Source organism: Streptomyces sp. NBC_01260 (assembly GCF_036226405.1).
Taxonomy (GTDB): domain Bacteria; phylum Actinomycetota; class Actinomycetes; order Streptomycetales; family Streptomycetaceae; genus Streptomyces; species Streptomyces laculatispora.
In genome coordinates, this window is sequence record NZ_CP108464.1 from 2,145,547 (window position 1) to 2,163,703 (window position 18,157).

14 protein-coding genes and 2 pseudogenes are annotated in these 18,157 nt (G+C 69.7%); 3 read left to right on the plus strand and 13 right to left on the minus strand.

From position 1 onward, the window contains the following. Positions 1-101 precede the first annotated feature (101 nt). Positions 102-1,142 carry a 3-isopropylmalate dehydrogenase gene (locus OG322_RS09330; RefSeq protein ID WP_123461826.1) on the minus strand — a complete coding sequence of 347 codons (1,041 nt, stop codon included), beginning with the start codon at positions 1,140-1,142 and terminating at the stop codon, positions 102-104. 129 nt (positions 1,143-1,271) lie between these two features. On the opposite strand from OG322_RS09330, the gene OG322_RS09335 reads away from it, so the two are divergent. Next, the gene (locus OG322_RS09335) at positions 1,272-2,852 is read left to right on the plus strand and encodes a purple acid phosphatase family protein (RefSeq protein ID WP_124285096.1); all 1,581 of its coding nucleotides are present in this window, start codon (positions 1,272-1,274) and stop codon (positions 2,850-2,852) included. A gap of 34 nt (positions 2,853-2,886) precedes the next feature. Here the strand turns inward: OG322_RS09335 and OG322_RS09340 are convergent, their stop codons facing one another. Further along, the gene (locus tag OG322_RS09340; RefSeq protein WP_260146822.1) at positions 2,887-3,015 is read right to left on the minus strand and encodes a hypothetical protein; all 129 of its coding nucleotides are present in this window, start codon (positions 3,013-3,015) and stop codon (positions 2,887-2,889) included. A gap of 253 nt (positions 3,016-3,268) precedes the next feature. Then, positions 3,269-3,382 (minus strand): annotated as a pseudogene (locus OG322_RS09345) (LysR family transcriptional regulator); the annotation flags it as partial. A gap of 201 nt (positions 3,383-3,583) precedes the next feature. Here OG322_RS09345 and OG322_RS09350 point away from each other — a divergent pair. Next, positions 3,584-5,485, plus strand: a complete 1,902-nt coding sequence (locus OG322_RS09350) for a glycoside hydrolase family 97 protein (protein ID WP_329306287.1) — start codon at positions 3,584-3,586, stop codon at positions 5,483-5,485. Positions 5,486-5,587: 102 nt separating this feature from the next. On the opposite strand, the gene pruA is transcribed toward OG322_RS09350, so the two are convergent. After that, on the minus strand, positions 5,588-7,219 hold the full coding sequence (pruA, locus tag OG322_RS09355) for an L-glutamate gamma-semialdehyde dehydrogenase (RefSeq protein ID WP_123461824.1): 1,632 nt from the start codon (positions 7,217-7,219) through the stop codon (positions 5,588-5,590). Between the two features lie 37 nt (positions 7,220-7,256). Further along, positions 7,257-8,183, minus strand: coding sequence for a proline dehydrogenase family protein (locus OG322_RS09360; RefSeq protein ID WP_123461823.1), 927 nt, complete (start codon positions 8,181-8,183; stop codon positions 7,257-7,259). 190 nt (positions 8,184-8,373) lie between these two features. Between OG322_RS09360 and OG322_RS09365 the strand changes: the two genes are divergently transcribed. Next, positions 8,374-9,516: a PucR family transcriptional regulator gene (locus tag OG322_RS09365; RefSeq protein WP_123461822.1), complete on the plus strand. Its 1,143-nt coding sequence runs from the start codon at positions 8,374-8,376 to the stop codon at positions 9,514-9,516. 8 nt (positions 9,517-9,524) lie between these two features. Here the strand turns inward: OG322_RS09365 and OG322_RS09370 are convergent. The 8 genes and pseudogenes from OG322_RS09370 to OG322_RS09410 all read right to left on the minus strand — a co-directional run. Beyond that, positions 9,525-9,689: pseudogene (locus tag OG322_RS09370) on the minus strand (carboxymuconolactone decarboxylase family protein); the annotation flags it as partial. A gap of 229 nt (positions 9,690-9,918) precedes the next feature. After that, entirely contained in the window at positions 9,919-10,446 is a 528-nt protein-coding gene (locus OG322_RS09380; RefSeq protein WP_123461821.1) for a hypothetical protein, read from the minus strand. Positions 10,447-10,637: 191 nt separating this feature from the next. Continuing rightward, positions 10,638-11,984 (minus strand): M4 family metallopeptidase, encoded by a 1,347-nt coding sequence (locus tag OG322_RS09385; RefSeq protein WP_329307719.1) that lies wholly within the window; start codon positions 11,982-11,984, stop codon positions 10,638-10,640. A 25-nt stretch (positions 11,985-12,009) separates the two neighbouring features. Continuing rightward, positions 12,010-12,597: a TetR/AcrR family transcriptional regulator gene (locus OG322_RS09390; protein ID WP_123461819.1), complete on the minus strand. Its 588-nt coding sequence runs from the start codon at positions 12,595-12,597 to the stop codon at positions 12,010-12,012. A gap of 78 nt (positions 12,598-12,675) precedes the next feature. Then, positions 12,676-14,268, minus strand: a complete 1,593-nt coding sequence (gene serA / locus OG322_RS09395) for a phosphoglycerate dehydrogenase (protein ID WP_123461818.1) — start codon at positions 14,266-14,268, stop codon at positions 12,676-12,678. A 274-nt stretch (positions 14,269-14,542) separates the two neighbouring features. Beyond that, positions 14,543-15,544 carry a ketol-acid reductoisomerase gene (ilvC, locus tag OG322_RS09400; RefSeq protein ID WP_123461817.1) on the minus strand — a complete coding sequence of 334 codons (1,002 nt, stop codon included), beginning with the start codon at positions 15,542-15,544 and terminating at the stop codon, positions 14,543-14,545. Positions 15,545-15,642: 98 nt separating this feature from the next. Beyond that, complete coding sequence (gene ilvN / locus OG322_RS09405; RefSeq protein ID WP_073738667.1) at positions 15,643-16,170, minus strand: acetolactate synthase small subunit; 528 nt, start codon at positions 16,168-16,170, stop codon at positions 15,643-15,645. Between the two features lie 23 nt (positions 16,171-16,193). Continuing rightward, a complete protein-coding gene (locus OG322_RS09410; RefSeq protein WP_123461816.1) occupies positions 16,194-18,050 on the minus strand; it encodes an acetolactate synthase large subunit in 1,857 nt (618 codons plus the stop codon). Between the last annotated feature and the right edge of the window lie 107 nt (positions 18,051-18,157).

Here is an 18,157-nt window from a genome sequence, read left to right on the forward strand (position 1 = left end):
TGACGTGTGTGCGGTCCAGGGTTCGATGGTGACACCCGGGGCCGCACAGGAGAAGCCGCCGGGTGCCTGTGGGACCCGGCGGCTTTGAGGCAGTCGTCGGATCAGCCCGCTACGCGTACCGCGAGCGCGTCACCGATCTCGTCGGTGCTGCGTGCGGTCCCGTCGCGCTCCGCGAGGTCGGCTGAGACCGCGTCCTCGATGCGCACGGCCTGGGCCTCGTGGCCGAGGTGGCGCAGCAGGAGGGCGACGGAGAGGATCGTCGCGGTCGGGTCGGCCTTGCCCTGGCCCGCGATGTCGGGGGCGGAGCCGTGGACCGGCTCGAACATCGACGGGAAGGCGCCCGTCGGGTTGATGTTGCCCGAGGCGGCCAGGCCGATACCGCCGGAGACGGCCGCGGCGAGGTCGGTCAGGATGTCACCGAAGAGGTTGTCGGTGACGATGACGTCGAAACGCTCCGGCTGGGTGACGAAGAAGATCGTCGCGGCGTCGACGTGCAGATAGTCGGTGGTGACCTGGGGGTACTCGGCCGCCACCTTGTCGAAGGTGTTCTTCCACAGGTGGCCCGCGTACACGAGGACGTTGTTCTTGTGGACCAGCGTCAGCTTCTTGCGCGGACGGGCGGCGGCCCGCTCGAAGGCGTCACGCACGACCCGCTCGACACCGAAGGCGGTGTTGAGGCTGACCTCGGTGGCGACCTCGTGCTCGGTACCGGTGCGCAGCGAACCGCCGTTGCCGGTGTACGGACCCTCGGTGCCCTCGCGGACGACGACGAAGTCGATGTCCGGACGGCCGGCCAGCGGGGTCTCGGTGTTCGGGAACAGCTTCGACGGCCGCAGGTTGATGAAGTGGTCGAAGGCGAAACGCAGCTTCAGCAGCAGCCCGCGCTCCAGGACGCCGGACGGCACCGAGGGGTCACCGATCGCGCCGAGCAGGATGGCGTCGTGGCCCTTGAGGGCTTCCAGCTCCGCGTCCGGGAGGGTTTCGCCGGTGCGGTGCCAGCGCTGGGCGCCGAGGTCGTACTCCTTGGTCTCCAGCTTCACATCCTGCGGGAGAACAGCGTTGAGGACCTTGAGGCCCTGGGCCACGACCTCCCGGCCGATACCGTCACCGGGGATCACTGCGAGATTGATGCTGCGAGACATGTCCGCACCCTACTGCGCGTCCCACCCCATGACACGTGGCGTCCACCATACGGACACATGGGAAGTTGTACGTGTACCGTTCACCCACTCGACGGGACGACGTCAGCGGGCGGGTGGAGGTTGTCGCCCATGGACATCCCCCGCTTCGGAATCCCCGAGAAGCTCGCCGACCGCATGAGCATGGCCGAGCAGCACGACTATCTGCGCACCCGGCTGACCCGTCGCGGCGTGCTGCGCACCAGCGTGGCCACCGCCGCCGTCGCCGGTGTCGGCCTCAGCACCTCGCTGACCGCCTCGGCCTCTTCGCCGGCGTATGCCGCGCCGACGGTGCTCACCTCGCACAGCACCACCCGGGTGGACGGTTCACTGGTCGCCCCGTTCGGCCGGCACCTGGCCTACGGCGCCGACCCGAGGACACAGATGGCGGTCTCCTGGCAGGTCCCGTTCGCCGTGCGGCGGCCGTACATCCGGATCGGCCTCAAGCCGTGGGCGCTGAGCCGGAAGATCGACGCCGAGGTGCGCCACCTCACGACGCCGCGGCTGAACGACGGCAAGATCGCGGCCGCCGAGCAGTTCTACGTGCACGCGGGCCTGGAGCGGCTGAAGCCCGGCACGACGTACTACTACGGCGTCGGCCACGACGGTTTCGACCCGGCCGACACCCGCAACCTGGGCACGCTCGGCACCTTCACCACCGCGCCCGCACGTGCCGGGAACTTCACCTTCACCGCCTTCGGCGACCAGGGCGTCAGCTATCACGCACTCGGCAACGACCAGCTGATCCTGGGCCAGAACCCCGCCTTCCACCTGCACGCGGGCGACATCTGCTACGCCGACCCGTCGGGCTCCGGCCAGACGGGCGACACCTACGACGCCCGCACCTGGGACCAGTTCCTGGCGCAGACGGAGACCGTGTCGAAGACCGTGCCGTGGATGGTGACCACCGGCAACCACGACATGGAGGCCTGGTACTCGCCGGACGGCTACGGCGGCCAGAACGCCCGCTGGACGCTGCCGGACAACGGCCCGGACCCGGTGAACCAGCCCGGCGCGTACTCCTTCGTGCACGGCAACGTGGGCGTGATCGCGCTCGACGCCAATGACGTCTCGTACGAGATCCCCGCCAACTTCGGCATCAGCGGCGGCAAGCAGACGCGCTGGCTGGACCGGCGCCTGGGCGAGCTGAGGGCGCGCCACGACATCGACTTCCTGGTGGTCTTCTTCCACCACTGCGCCTTCTCCACGACCAACGCGCACGCCTCGGACGGCGGGGTGCGGGACGCCTGGGTGCCGCTCTTCGAGAAGCACCAGGTGGACCTGGTCATCAACGGTCACAACCACGTCTACGAACGCACCGACGCGATCCTGAGGAACGCGGTCCAGCGCAAGGTGCCGATCGGCGAGCGCACCGACCCGACGCGGGACGGCATCGTGTACGTCACCGCGGGCGGCGCGGGCAAGGCCCTGTACGACTTCCCGGCACCGGACAGCTACGAGGGGCATGTCACGAGCCTGGAGAGCGTGAACACGTACCAGGTGGTCAAGGGCGGCGGAAGGGCCGCCGAGACCGTCGAGTGGTCACGGGTGCGCTACACCGGCTTCTCGTTCCTCGCGGTGGAGGTGGAGGCCGGCCGGCACGCCAGGATGAAGGTCACCGCGCTCGCCGAGTCCGGCGAGCGCATCGACCATTTCGAGATCAGCCGCGGCTGATCGGCACGTCACCGCCGGGCCGCGGCGGGCCCGGTCAGTGACCGGTCGAGCCGCCGTTGTCCCTGCGGTCGAGGGCGCGCTGCAGGGCGGCGGCGGCGTTCTGGCGCTCCGACTCGGTCGGGCGGTGGGCGTGACGGACGCGGCGGACAATGGTCTCGGCCATGATGGATCGACTCCCTGAGATCGCGAGGATTTCGAGATCGGAACTTCGTGAACGGTGATTTCGAGATCGGTGATTTCGAGGTGCCGGAAGGGGCGGGAGCGGGCGCCGCAGGGGTTACCTGCATCGGGGCACGCACTCACAACGCCAGTCGCTGGTTCCAGCGATACGTTCGGCTTCTCTAAAGCTAGGGCAGTCCGGCCGTTCTGTCTCCACAATTACTCGGACTTCCTACTATCTGAGACGGGGGTTTGGCTCAGCCGGCGCGCAGCTCACGGATCAGAGCCCGGACGGCGGGCGATCGTGCCAGCTCAGAGGTGGTGACACAGCCCACCGACCGCGTCGGGCGCTCCGGCCCGGGAGCAGCGATCGGGGTTCTCGCTGCTCGTGCATGGCCGGCACTGAACGGGGACACAGCGGGAGATCAGGGACGACTCCACCTGCCCGCATTCATTGATCCGACGTATCCGACGCCAGAGCCCTTGACGCCCCCTCAATCCGCCGCCATCCTCCCAGTCATCGGACCAATGGTCAGGTCTGTGAACGATGAGCCTGCGGACTGGGAGAAATCGTGTCACTGCGCACACCATGGAGAAACCGGATCGGGACGCTGTCGGTGGTGCTGTGCGGCGCGCTCGCGTCGACCCTGCTGACGGCCACCGGCGCACACGCCGGGGAGAGCACCTGGACGGTACGCGAGCAACGCGACGGACCCCGCGCCGAGCTGCGGCTCGACCCGGCCGGGGCACTGAGTCTGGCGGTGTCCGGCCGGGGCGGGACAGTCATCGCCCCGTCCCCCGTGGGGATCGTCACCGAGCGGGCCGACCTCTCCTCGGGGCTGGAGTTCACCGGCCGCAGCGACCGCTCGATCGGCGGGACGTACCGCACCGACGCGGGGAAGACCCGCAGTCGCACCGTCCACATGCGTGAGTCCCGCTTCCGCTTCCGCACCGCCTCGGGAGCCCGGCTCGACCTGCTCGTCCGGGCCTCCGCCGACGGGATCGCCTACCGCTACGCACTGCCCGGCGACACGGGCGACGTCCTGCGCGAGGCCTCCGCGTTCACCCTGCCCGAGGGCGCTTCGGCCTGGCTCGGCTACTACCGCAAGGACAACGAGAACCTCTTCAGGGCGTACTCCGCCGCGGACGCCCCGGCCGGCGAGTACATGATGCAGGGGCTGTTCCGTACCGGGGGCGGCTATGCCCTGGTCGCCGAATCCGACCTCACCGGCAGCTACTCAGGGGCCCGGCTGGCCCATGACGCGGGCTCCTCCACCTACCGCGTCAAGCTGTGGGACGAGCGGGTCCGGGTGCGGGGCGCGCTCACCACGCCCTGGCGGGCCGTGATCACCGGCGATCTGGCAACCGTCACCGAGTCGACCTTCACCGACGATCTCGCCCCGGCCTCCAAGGTCCGCGACACCTCCTGGATCAAGCCGGGCCGGGCCCTGTGGACCTGGCTCGCGGGCGGGCGTCCGGCAGGGCAGAGCCTTCGGATGCAGAAGGGGTACGTCGACTACGCGGCCGCCCGCCACTGGCCGTACACGGTCGTCGACGCGGGCTGGTACTTCGACCCGGACCAGTGGGACGTCACGGACCCCGACTGGCAGTCCCACAGCTGGATTCCGGAGCTGGTGCGCTACGGCAGGGAGCGCGGCGTCGGTATCCAGGTCTGGATCCACCACCGCGACCTGGACACCGCCGCCGAGCGTGCCCAGTGGCTGCCCACGCTGGAGAAGTGGGGCGTCAAGGGCGTGAAGATCGACTTCATGGACTCGGAGGCGCAGGAGACGTTCCAGTGGTACGACACGATCCTTCCCGAGACCGCGGCCCGTCATCTCCTGGTCAACTTCCACGGCTCCACGATCCCCAAGGGCATCCAGCGCACCTGGCCGCACGTGATGTCGCTGGAGGGCGTCAACGGTGCGGAGAAGAAGACGAACACCGCCGAGCATCTGGCGACGCTGCCGTTCACCCGCAACGTGATCGGCTCCATGGACTTCACCCCCGGCGCCTTCCAGCGGCCGGAACGGCCCAACGCCGGCTCCGACGCGGGTGAGCTGGGTCTGTCGGTGCTGTACGAGTCCGGGATCCAGAATCTGGCGGGCACTCCCGAGTCCTACGAGGCCCGCCCGGTGGCCCGGCACTTCCTGGAACAGCTGCCGGACGCCTGGGACGACACCCGGCTGCTGGCCGGTGAGCCCGGGAGCAGCGCGGTGGTGGCCCGGCGCAGCGGCAGCCGGTGGTTCATCGGCGGTACGTACGCGGGCGCGGCGCACACCGCCGGGGTGCCGCTGCGGATCGGGGCCGGCCGGTGGCTGGTCGAGACGGTGACGGACGGGCCGGCCGGGCTGGTCCGCACGGCCCGTACGGCGCGGGGCGGCGGCACGCTGTCCGTGGACGTGCTCCCCGACGGCGGCTTCGCCGCGGTCGCCTGCCGTTGGTCGCCGGGCCGCACCTCCTGCGACCGCTGAACCGGCAGCGGGGAAATGGAAACCGCCTCCCGGCCGGCAGGGGAACCGGGCGGGAGGCGGGACTCGTGGCGGGGCGCCGGGAAAGCGGCGCCCCGGGGGGCGTCAGCCCTGGTGGGGGTAGGTGTAGTCGGTCGGCGGGACCAGCGTCTCCTTGATGGCCCGGGTCAGGGTCCAGCGCTGGAGGTTCTGCGGGGCGCCCGCCTTGTCGTTCGTACCCGAGGCACGGCCGCCACCGAAGGGCTGCTGGCCGACGACGGCACCGGTCGACTTGTCGTTGATGTAGAAGTTGCCCGCGGCGTACCGCAGCTTCTCCATCGTGTACGCGGCCGCGGCGCGGTCGCCCGCGATGACCGAGCCCGTCAGGGCGTAGTCGGAGACCGACTCCATCTGCTCCAGCATCGCGTCGTACGCGTCGTCCTCGTAGACGTGGACGGCGAGGACCGGGCCGAAGTACTCGGTCGTGAAGACCTCGTTCTCCGGGTCGCTGCACTCGATGACGGTCGGGCGGACGAAGTAGCCCACCGAGTCGTCGTACGTGCCGCCCGCGACGATCGTGCACGCCGGGTCGGCGGCGGCGCGGTCGATCGCGGCCTTGTTCTTCGCGAAGGCACGGTCGTCGATGACGGCGCCCATGAAGTGCGACAGCTCGGTGACGTCGCCCATCGTGATGGAGTCGACCTCGGCCGCGAACTTCTCCTTGAAACCGGAGTTCCAGATGGAGGCCGGGACGTACGCACGCGAGGACGCGGAGCACTTCTGGCCCTGGAACTCGAAGGAGCCACGGGTCAGCGCGGTCTTCAGGATCGCCTGGTCGGCCGACGGGTGGGCAACGACGAAGTCCTTGCCGCCGGTCTCGCCGACGAGACGCGGGTAGGTGCGGTACTTCGCGATGTTGTTGCCGACCGTCTTCCACAGGTGCTGGAAGGTGGGGGTCGAGCCGGTGAAGTGGATACCGGCCAGGTCGCGGTGGTTCAGGGCCACCTCGGAGACGGCGATGCCGTCGCCCGTCACCAGGTTGATGACGCCCTTGGGGAGACCGGCCTCCTCCAGGAGCTGCATCAGCAGCACGGCGGCGTGGGTCTGCGTCGGGGACGGCTTCCACACCACGACGTTGCCCATGAGGGCGGGGGCGGTGGGCAGGTTGCCCGCGATGGCCGTGAAGTTGAACGGCGTGATCGCGTAGACGAAGCCCTCCAGCGGGCGGTGGTCCATGCGGTTCCACACGCCCGGGGAGTTGGCCGGGGGCTGCTCGGCCAGGATCTGGCGTGCGTAGTGCACGTTGAAGCGCCAGAAGTCGACGAGCTCGCAGGGGGTGTCGATCTCGGCCTGCTGGGCGGTCTTGCCCTGACCGAGCATCGTGGAGGCGGCCAGCGTCTCGCGCCAGGGGCCGGAGAGCAGCTCGGCGGCGCGCAGGATGATCGCGGCGCGGTCGTCGAAGGCCATCGCGCGCCAGGCCGGAGCGGCGGCGAGGGCGGCATCGACCGCGTCCTTGGCGTCCTGCTCGGTGGCGCCGGCGAACGTGCCGATGACGGCCTTGTGGTTGTGGGGCTGTACGACGTCGAAGCGCTCGCCGCCGCCCATCCGCTTCTCGCCGCCGATGGTCATCGGCAGGTCGATCGGGTTCTGGCTGAGCTCCTTGAGCTTCGCCTCCAGACGGGCGCGCTCCGGGGAGCCCGGGGCGTAGGAGTGGACCGGCTCGTTGACCGGCGCGGGGACCTGGGTCACAGCGTCCATGGGTTCCGTTGCTCCTTAGGTAGGGAGGGGGAGGGGCTCAGCCCTTGGTGAGGATGGAGCGGCCGAAGAACAGCAGGTTGGCCGGCTTCTCCGCGAGGCGGCGCATGAAGTAGCCGTACCAGTCGGTGCCGTAGGCGGTGTAGACGCGCATCCGGTGGCCCTCGGCCGCGAGCCGGATGTGCTCGTCGCTGCGGATGCCGTACAGCATCTGGAACTCGTACTCGTCGAGCTTGCGGCCCGCCTTGCGGCCCAGCTCCTGGGCGATGGCTATCAGACGCGGGTCGTGGGACCCGATCATCGGGTAGCCCTCGCCGTCCATCAGCGTCCGCAGGATGCGGACGTACGCCTTGTCGATCTCGGCCTTGTCCTGGAACGCGACGGAGGCGGGCTCCTTGTAGGCGCCCTTCACGATGCGGACGCGGCTGCCTGCGGCGGCGAGGCGGCGGGCGTCCTCCTCGGTGCGGAAGAGGTAGGCCTGGATGACGCATCCGGTCTGCGGGAAGTCCTTCCGCAGCTCCTCGTGGATGGCGAACATCGAGTCGAGGGTGGTGTGGTCCTCGGCGTCCAGGGTAACCGTGGTGCCGATCCCGGCGGCGGCCTCGACGACCGGGCGGACATTGGCGAGGGCCAGCTCGTGGCCGCCCTCCAGCGACTGGCCGAACATGGAGAGCTTGACGGACATCTCGGCCTTCGTGCCCAGACCGAGGTCCTTGAGGCGGCCGATGAGCTCCAGGTAGGCGTCGCGGGCGGCGGCGGCCTGCTCGGGGGTGGTGATGTCCTCACCGACCACGTCCATGGTGACTTCGAGGCCGTGGTCGGCGGCGTCCTCGATGATCGGGACGACCTGCTCGACCGTCTCACCGGCGATGAACCGGCCGACGACCTGCTTGGTGCCCGGGGCTGCCGAGATGAAGCGGCGCATCTTGTCGCTGCGTGACGCGGCGAGAATCACGGGACCCAGCACGGGGCACCTCCACGGAAAGTACGAACGAAGGGCCGTACCGCCGCACACGAAGCTTGCGGAACAGAAGCGGTACAGCACGGAGAACCACCGTGAAATCTAAGGATCTCTCCGATCCTGGGCCATCGACAGCTGTCACGCATCCGTGCCCTGGATCTCAGACATATGTCTGAAGGGGTGCGAGAATGGCTGGGTGAAGGGCGATTACCAGGAGCTGGTCGACGAGATCTCCGGGCTGCTCGGCGCTCCCGCGACGCTGGAGAACCGGGACTTCGGCCTGGTCGCCTTCGGTGCCCACGACAGCGACGACGACTCGGCGATGGACCCGGTCCGCACCCGCTCGATCCTGACCCGCCGCTCGACCCCCGCGGTCCGCGCCTGGTTCGAGAACTTCGGCATCACCCGCGCCACCGGCCCCGTCCGTATCCCGGCCGCCCCGGAGGCCGGCGTCAACCGGGACCGGATCTGTCTTCCGGTACGCCATCGGGGTGTGGTGCTCGGTTACGTATGGCTGCTGGACGCCGACCCCCGGCCGACCGACCAGCAGCTGGACGCGGCGATGGAGGTGGCGGCCCGGATCGGGGCGCTGCTCTCCGACGAGGCGCGGGCGGGCACGGACCTGTCCCGGGAGTTCGGCGCGGTCCTCACGGCGGGGCGCGGCTGGCAGCGCGACATGGCGGTGGCCGCGCTCAGCGAGGCGCTCGGCCCCGACGCGGAGGGGCTGCACACCGTGGTGTGCGTGACCCCGTGGCCGGACGATCCGCCCTCGGTGCGCACGGTGCCGTCGGCGGCGGCCCTGTCCGGCGCCCCGTCCGCGGCCGGGGCGGGCACTCCCGCCCTGGCCGCACTCGTCCGGCTCCGCTCCCCCGAGGTCCTGGACCCGGCGCTCACCGCCGCCGACCGGCTGCGCGCCACCGCGGGGGCCGCCGCCACCGCGGGGATCGCGGTGCCGCGCCGGGGCCTGGCGGAGCTGGCCGACGCCTGGCACGAGGCATCCGCCGCGAACCGGGCGGCAGCGGCGGAGTCCCGGTTCGGCCCGGTCGCCCAGTGGTCCGCCATCGGCCCGTACCGCCTGCTGACCGCGCTCGCCCCGGACACGCCGCCCGACCACACCGTCCGCCCGCTGCTCACCCCGGCGCACCGGGATCTGGCCCGCACCGCCGAGGTGTTCCTCGACTGCGCGGGCCAGGCGTCCCGGACCGCGGGTGAGCTGGGCATCCACCGCCAGACGCTCTACTACCGTCTCTCCCGGGTCCAGCAGCTCACCGGCCTGGACCTGAACGACGGGGAGGACCGGCTGCTGCTGCACATGGCGCTGAAGGCGTCCCGGCTCTGAGCGCCCCCCTACTGCCTTTCGTCCGTGCCGGGCACCTTGGCGGTGGACAGGGCGATGCGGTTCCAGGTGTTGATGGTGAGGATCAGCGCCGGCAGCCCGCCCAGTCCAACCGCGTCGAACACGGCCGCCGCACGGGCGTAGACGTCGTCGGGGACACCACCGCGGGACACCAGCGGTCTGGACGGGCTCGCCGGCTTCCGTCATCCGGCCGCGACGATGCCGGGCCCGGACGGGCTGGTCGTGGGCTGCGCCTCCCCGCCGGACCACGGCGTTCGGCGCGGCGCTGGAGGCGCTCTGCCGGGCCCTGCCCCCGGCTGACGCGGACCTGGCCCGGCCCGGCCTGTCTGATCGCGCCCGCCCGTACCGGCTCGGGTCTGCTCCGGCCTTCTTCCGGACGGGGCGCTACAGCCAGGACGGCGGGCCGGGCGCGACGATCGGCCGGTCACTGACGACGGCGGCCATGACCAGCGGCGCGTCCCCGTCACTGTGCCCGACACTCACCCCGACCCAACGCCCCTCGCCGGACACCGGCCCCCACACCGCCAGGTCGCCGTGGCAGTCCTCGTCGAGCAGCGCCTGGAACAGCGCCGGCACCGGCTCCCCGTCCTGCTCCAGGAGGAGTGCCACATGCACCGCCACCTGCTGGTGGGCGCCCCAGCGGCTCTCCAGCTCCGCCACGAGCAGGGCCAGTTGCGCCTCGGCCACCTCGTCCGCGTCGTCCCATTCGGTGCCGTGCGTCCCGTCGAGGGAACCGCCCTCCCAGAGCGGGACGATCCGGAAGCCCTCGCCCGCGGTCACCGTCCACTCCCCCGTGTCCGGCTCCCCCTCGGCCACCGCCGGCCCGGTGGCCGGCAGCGGAGCGGCGAGCAGCGCCTCGATGGCGGTGACGGCCCGCACGACGTCGAACGTCTCCCCGGCCCGGACGCTCACAGAGCGGCCCCGCTCACCGGGCGCGTGAGCCGCACGGGCCCAGCGGCCGTCCGCGCCACCTCGCAGCACCCCACCTCACGCGTCAACTGCTGCTCCCGTAGCTCCTGTTGCCGGTCGTACTCCACCGGCAACAGGGTAGCCGGGCCGGGCCCTCGGACAGGGACCGGCCCGGCTCGCCGGGCGCTGAGCCGTCAGGCGCAGTCGCCCGCGGCCCTGGCGCGGGTCACCACGTCCGTGGTGCCGCGGGTCTCGGACCACAGGATGCGGTCACTGCTGTTGTCCAGGGTCGGGTAGAGCTGAGCACCGTCACCGCAGGAGACCCGCGTCCAGTCGGCCCGGCCGTCGTCGGCCACATCGGCGACCGGTGCGATCTCCAGCTTGGGCAGCTGGTCGTAGCCGCCCCACAACATGGCGAACGAGTCCGTGCGGACCAGGTTCTTGTCGTACATGCCGTTGTGGACGTAGTCCGTGGGGACGTCGAGGAAGCCGCCCGCCTTGGCCTCGGTGAGCGTGCCGGTGGCCAGGTCGTAGACATCGACATAGGTCTGCGAGGCCTTGTAGTTGAGGAACGACACCTTGCCGTGGGCGATGGTCGGACGAAGCGCGCTCGTCCCGGTCTCCGGCGTGATGTTGACCGGCTTGCCGTCGCCCTGCCTGACGTAGACATCGGCCTCGTCACCCTGGATGTCGACCCAGGTGAGTGCGGTGCCGTCGCTGTCCGCCTCGCGCTGGTCACCGGGACCGCCCGCGACGACGGTGACCTTCCTGCCGTTGCCGTTCACCTTGGTGGAGACGACGTCGGCACCATTGGCCCCGACCCGGGTGTCCAGGAGTTCCTTGCCCTGGATCACCGGGTCGAGGGACCACAGCCCGTCCTGCTGGAAGTCCTTGGGACCGTCGCCGCCCTTGACCTTGCCGACCTTGATCCCGTACTCCGGCGTACCGTCGAAGAATGACTTCAGGTCGACGTACGACGTCGCCCAGTACGCGCCGTCGACCGCCATGTTGCGGGACTGCCCGACCGCCTCGGCGGCCGGCGCGGGGCCCTTGGCGAGGGTGTCGCAGTCGCGCTTGTACCCGATGGCCTCCCAGCCCGGGTAGATGCCGTGCGCCTCGAAGGCGTTGTCGATCTTCTGCAGGTCGCCCCTGGTCGCGCCGAGCCTGCGGGCCGCGTCGACGATCCCGTAGCGCGCCTGGAGGAAGTCCGTCCAGGGATTGAAGTTCTCGGTGAGCGCGGTGTACACGATCCCGTCGGTGAAGTGCTTGTTCAGCGTCTTGCGCATGTCCCACATGGCTCCGCCGACGATGGTGGAGTTGAGGTGCACCCCGCCGTTGTCCACCGCCATCGGGACGTTGAGGTAGTTCTTGTCGGCGCGGCGGCCGTCATTGAGGTCACGCAGGGCGCAGTCCGCGGGGGCACTGCCGTCGCTGCACAGGTCCTCACCGATGAGGCCTGGATCTGAAGCGGAAGCGGATTCCGGATCGGGAGCGGATGCGGGACGGGTGCGCTGAACGGCACCGCGGGGCGGGGTGTTCAGCCCCGGCCCCGGCGTCGGCCCCGGCCTAGCGCTCCCGCCCCTCCAGGACCACCTTCAGCCCGTCCGTCAGGTCCTTCGCCGACGGTGCCGAATCACGGTCCATCATCCACTGGACCATCACACCGGCGAGCAGTGCCTGGCAGAACAGTCCGGCCACCCGCGCCCTCTCGGGATCGGTCTCCGGGTCGATGCCCAGCATGTTCTCGGCGAGCCCGTTCCGGCCCTCGCGCTGCGGGCCGGCCAGGGCCTTCTGCAGTTCGGGGTCGGTGTCGATCCTGGAGATGACCTCCATCTGGAGCTGCCAGACCGACCGGGTCTGCTCGTAGCTGCCGATCACCCGCTCCCAGGTCTCGCGGAACTGGTCGAGCGGGGCCTGGGACGCGTCCTCGCCGGCGGCGTCCCCCTCGGCCTTGTCGGTCATCACGTCACCCCACTCCTCCGTCACCTTGATGAAGGCGAGGTTGAGCAGGGCCTCCTTGGAGCCGTAGTGGTAGCCGATGGAGGCGAGGTTCGTACCGGAGGCAGCCACGATGTCGCGTGCCGTCGTCCGGGCGTACCCCTTCTCCAGCAGGCAGCGCTTGGCGCCTTCGAGCAGATCCTCACGATGTCCCATGACAGCAGCGTACCCGGCACGCAGACGTCTGTGTAAGACACACGTCTAGATGCCGGGTACGGGGGTTGCGGGAGGGACTCAGTCGGTGAGGTTCACCGAACGCGCCGAGGCCGCGCCGATCTCGGCCGAGATCTCGGCCAGCACCGACGGCGGGACGTCGTCGTCGACGGTGAGGACGACCAGCGCCTCGCCGCCCACATCGGCCCGCGAGACCTGCATGCCCGCGATGTTCAGCCCGGCCTCACCGAGAATCTTGCCGACCGCGCCGACGACACCCGGGCGGTCGTCGTACCGCAGCACGACCATGTGGTCGGCGAGCGCCAGGTCCACGTCGTGGTCGCCGATCGCGACGATCTTCTGCAGGTGCTTGGGACCGGCCAGCGTGCCGGAGACCGCGACCTCCTCGCCGTTGGCGAGCGTGCCGCGGACGGTGACCACGTTGCGGTGGTCGGGCGACTCGGAGCTGGTGGTGAGGCGGACCTCGACACCGCGCTCCTGCGCGAACAGCGGGGCGTTCACGTACGACACGGTCTCGTCGACCACGTCCTCGAAGACACCCTTGAGCGCGGAGAGTTCGAGCACCTTGACGTCGTGCTGGGTGATCTCGCCGTACACCTCGACGTCGAGGCGGGCCGCGACCTCGCCCGCGAGCGCGGTGAAGATCCGGCCGAGCTTCTCGGCGAGCGGCAGTCCGGGACGGACGTCCTCGGCGATGACGCCGCCCTGGACGTTGACCGCGTCCGGTACGAGCTCACCGGCCAGGGCGAGGCGCACCGACTTGGCGACCGCGATGCCCGCCTTCTCCTGGGCCTCGTCGGTGGAGGCGCCGAGGTGCGGGGTGCAGACGACCTGGTCGAACTGGAACAGCGGGGAGTCCGTGCAGGGCTCCTTGGTGTACACGTCGAGGCCGGCGCCGGCCACGCGGCCCTCCTTGAGGGCGGAGGCGAGCGCCTCCTCGTCGACGATGCCACCGCGTGCGGCGTTGACGATCCGCACCGAGGGCTTCACCTTGTGCAGCGCCTCGTCACCGATCAGGCCGAGCGTCTCCGGGGTCTTGGGGAGGTGCACGGTGATGAAGTCGGAGACCTCGAGCAGCTCGTCCAGCGAGAGGAGCTTGACGCCCATCTGTGCGGCACGCGCGGGCTGCACATAGGGGTCGAACGCGACGATCTTCATGCCGAAGGCCGACATGCGCTGGGCGACCAGGACACCGATGCGGCCGAGGCCGACGACACCGAGGGTCTTCTCGCTCAGCTCGACGCCGGTGTACTTGGAGCGCTTCCACTCGCCGTTCTTGAGGGCGGTGTTGGCCTGGGGGATGTTGCGCGCGGTGGCGACCAGCAGACCGCAGGCCAGCTCGGCGGCGGTGACGATGTTGGAGGTCGGCGCGTTCACGACCATCACACCGGCCTTGGTGGCCGAGGAGACATCGACGTTGTCCAGGCCGACGCCCGCGCGGGCGACGACCTTCAGCTTCTTCGCGGCGGCGATGGCCTCGGCGTCGACCTTGGTGGCGGAGCGCACCAGGATGGCGTCGACATCGGCGATCGCGGGGAGAAGCTCGGCGCGGTCCGCGCCGTTGCAGTGCCGGATCTCGAAGTCCGGGCCCAGGGCGTCCACCGTGGCGGGCGACAGCTCTTCAGCGATGAGTACGACAGGTTTCGAGCTCACGTGAGTCCTCACAGGTCCAGTGCGGACGGCCGTCCCGACGGCCGCAGGCGGTGGAGGGGCTTGCCGCGTGGAAGACGCACGACACTGTGGGCCTGACGCGTGTATGTGTGAAGAAGTGTAGTCATGCGCGACGGCGCATACTGCGCCCCGTTGGAAGGATCACCCACATGAGGCTGGACGACTTGTACACACGTACGACGCCGCCTCTTCCAGCGGTGAAGCAGGGCTGACGTCTCAGGGGCGGGTCCGGGGACCCGCCCCTGAGGCATCGGTGTTACGCGTCGTCGTCGTTGACCCAGCTCATGAGCTTGCGCAGCTCGCGGCCGGTGGTCTCCAGCAGGTGGTCGCTGTCGGCCTTCTTGTACTCGTTGTACTTGGGCAGACCGTTGTGGTACTCGGCCATCCAGGCCTTGGCGAAGGTGCCGTCCTGGATCTCGGCGAGGACCTTCTTCATCTCGGCCTTGGTGGCGTCGGTGATGATGCGCGGGCCGGTGACGTAGTCGCCCCACTCGGCGGTCTCCGAGATCGACCAGCGCATCTTGTCCAGACCGCCCTCGTACATGAGGTCCACGATGAGCTTCAGCTCGTGGAGGCACTCGAAGTACGCGATCTCCGGCTGGTAGCCGGCCTCGGTCAGCGTCTCGAACCCGGCCTTCACCAGGGCGGCGGTACCACCGCAGAGAACGGCCTGCTCACCGAAGAGGTCGGTCTCGGTCTCCTCGGTGAACGTCGTCTTGATGACGCCCGCCCGGGTACCGCCGATGCCCTTGGCGTACGACAGCGCCAGCTCCAGGCCCTTGCCCGTGGCGTCCTGCTCGACGGCCACGATGCACGGAACACCGCGGCCCTCCTCGTACTGGCGGCGCACCAGGTGCCCCGGCCCCTTCGGGGCGACCATGCAGACGTCGACATTGGCCGGCGGCTTGATGAAGTCGAAACGAATGTTCAGACCGTGGCCGAAGAACAGCGCGTCGCCGTCCTTGAGGTTGTCCTTCACGGACTCCTCGTAGACCTGCGCCTGGATCGGGTCCGGGACCAGGATCATGATGACGTCGGCCTCGGCGGACGCCTCGGCCGGGGACACCACACGCAGGCCCTGCTCCTCGGCCTTCGCCTTGGACTTGGAACCCTCGTGCAGACCGACACGGACGTCGACACCCGAGTCACGCAGCGACAGCGCATGGGCATGGCCCTGGCTGCCGTAACCGAGGACCGCGACCTTGCGGCCCTGGATGATGGACAGGTCGGCATCGTCGTCGTAGAACAGCTCGGCCACTGGGTCTTCTCCTTGGTGTGCAGGTGTTGCGTCCCACCGTACGGCGGGGTGCGTCAGTTACGTTTTCGGGTCTCGCCATACGAGCGGCGAGCCGGCGGCTACGCCGTGCGGTCGAGGGCGCGCAGGGACCGGTCGGTGATCGAGCGCGCGCCACGTCCTATGGCGATGGTGCCGGACTGGACGAGCTCCTTGATGCCGTACTGCTCCAGCATCTTGAGCATCGCCTCCAGCTTGTCGGCGCCGCCGGTCGCCTCGATCGTGACGGCCTCCGGGGAGACGTCCACGGTCTTGGCGCGGAACAACTGGACGATCTCGACGATCTGGGAACGGGTCTCGCTGTCTGCGCGGACCTTCACCAGGACGAGCTCACGCTGGATCGCAGCGGCGGGCTCGAGTTCGACGATCTTCAGGACGTTGACCAGCTTGTTGAGCTGCTTGGTCACCTGCTCCAGTGGCAGGCCCTCGACATTGACCACAATGGTGATGCGGGAGATGTCGGGATGTTCGGTGGTACCGACCGCGAGCGAGTCGATGTTGAAGCCGCGGCGGGAGAACAGGGCGGTGATCCGGGCGAGGACACCGGGCTTGTTCTCGACCAGGACGGAGAGCGTGTGCTTGGTGGACATGGAAGTCGGTCTCTCTCTGTCTCTCAGTCGTCTTCGTTGTCGCCGAAGTCGGGGCGGACACCGCGGGCTGCCATGACCTCGTCGTTGGAGGTGCCGGCGGCGACCATCGGCCACACCATGGCGTCCTCGTGGACGATGAAGTCGACGACGACCGGGCGGTCGTTGATCGCGTTGGCCTCGGCGATGACCTTGTCCAGGTCGGCCGGGTCCTCGCAGCGGATCGCGTAACAGCCCATGGCCTCGGACAGCTTGACGAAGTCGGGCACCCGGGTGCCCTTCGCCGGGATGCCGTCCGTGTCGGCGCCGGAGTGCAGCACGGTGTTGGAGTACCGCTGGTTGTAGAAGAGGGTCTGCCACTGGCGGACCATCCCGAGCGCGCCGTTGTTGATGATCGCGACCTTGATCGGGATGTTGTTGAGCGCGCAGGTGGTGAGCTCCTGATTGGTCATCTGGAAGCAGCCGTCACCGTCGATCGCCCAGACCGTGCGGTCCGGCATACCGGCCTTGGCACCCATCGCGGCCGGCACCGCGTACCCCATCGTCCCGGCACCGCCCGAGTTCAGCCAGGTGGCGGGCTGCTCGTACTTGATGAAGTGCGAGGCCCACATCTGGTGCTGGCCGACGCCCGCCGCGAAGATCGTGTCCGGCGGGGCCAGTTCACCGACGCGCTGGATGACCTGCTGTGGCGAGAGGCTGCCGTCCTCCGGCAGGTCGTAGCCGACCGGGTAGGTGTCGCGCCAGCGGTTGAGGTCCTTCCACCAGGCGGCGTAGTCGCCGGTGTGGCCCTCGGTGTGCTCGGCCTGGACCGCCTGGACGAGGTCGGCGATGACCTCGCGGGCGTCACCGACGATCGGCACGTCGGCGGCGCGGTTCTTGCCGATCTCCGCCGGGTCGATGTCCGCGTGCACGATCTTGGCGTACGGGGCGAAGCTGTCCAGCTTGCCGGTGACCCGGTCGTCGAACCGGGCACCCAGGGCGACGAGCAGGTCGGCCTTCTGCAGCGCGGTGACGGCGGTGACCGCACCGTGCATACCGGGCATTCCCACGTGCAGCGGGTGGCTGTCGGGGAAGGAGCCGAGCGCCATCAGTGTGGTGGTGACGGGCGCTCCGGTCAGCTCGGCCAGCACCTTGAGTTCGGCGGTGGCCCCGGCCTTCATGACGCCGCCGCCGACATACAGCACGGGGCGCTTGGCCTGGACGATGAGCTTGGCGGCCTCGCGGATCTGCTTGGCGTGCGGCTTGGTGACGGGCCGGTAGCCGGGCAGGTCCTGGGTCGGCGGCCAGCTGAAGGTGGTCTTCGCCTGGAGCGCGTCCTTGGCGATGTCGACCAGGACCGGTCCCGGACGGCCGGTGGAGGCGATGTGGAAGGCCTCGGCGATCGTGTGCGGGATGTCCTCCGCCTTGGTGACCAGGAAGTTGTGCTTGGTGACCGGCATCGTGATGCCGACGATGTCCGCTTCCTGGAAGGCGTCGGTGCCGATGGCGGCGGAGGCCACCTGGCCGGTGATCGCGACGATCGGCACCGAGTCCAGGTAGGCGTCGGCGATCGGCGTGACCAGGTTGGTCGCGCCGGGGCCGCTCGTCGCCATGCAGACGCCGACCTTGCCGGTGGCCTGCGCGTAGCCGGTGGCCGCGTGGCCGGCGCCCTGCTCGTGGCGGACCAGCACATGACGGACCCGGGTGGAGTCCATCATCGGGTCGTACGCCGGAAGAATGGCGCCGCCGGGAATGCCGAATACCGTGTCGGCCCCCACCTCCTCGAGGGAGCGGATGAGGGACTGCGCGCCCGTGACGTGCTCAACGGTGGCGGACGACGATCCGCCGTTACGGGCGCGCGGCTGGGGATGGTGGGCCCCGGTGGCCTGCTCGGTCATCGGCATTCTCTTCTCGAAGCTGAGGGTTTTTGCGAGTGTTTTACGACGTTTTGCGTAGTACCGGTGCAACAAAAAACCCCTCGTGCCGTGAGGCAAGCGAGGGGAGCGCGCCG

Excerpts from the sequence above, each read along its gene's own strand:
- OG322_RS09330 (WP_123461826.1), bottom strand. The coding sequence starts at position 1,142 with ATGTCTCGCAGCATCAATCTCGCAGTGATCCCCGGTGACGGTATCGGC.
- OG322_RS09335 (WP_124285096.1), top strand. The coding sequence starts at position 1,272 with ATGGACATCCCCCGCTTCGGAATCCCCGAGAAGCTCGCCGACCGCATG.
- OG322_RS09340 (WP_260146822.1), bottom strand. The coding sequence starts at position 3,015 with ATGGCCGAGACCATTGTCCGCCGCGTCCGTCACGCCCACCGCCCGACC.
- pruA (WP_123461824.1), bottom strand. The coding sequence starts at position 7,219 with ATGGACGCTGTGACCCAGGTCCCCGCGCCGGTCAACGAGCCGGTCCAC.
- OG322_RS09390 (WP_123461819.1), bottom strand. The coding sequence starts at position 12,597 with ATGGGACATCGTGAGGATCTGCTCGAAGGCGCCAAGCGCTGCCTGCTG.
- ilvN (WP_073738667.1), bottom strand. The coding sequence starts at position 16,170 with ATGTCCACCAAGCACACGCTCTCCGTCCTGGTCGAGAACAAGCCCGGT.
- OG322_RS09410 (WP_123461816.1), bottom strand. The coding sequence starts at position 18,050 with ATGCCGATGACCGAGCAGGCCACCGGGGCCCACCATCCCCAGCCGCGC.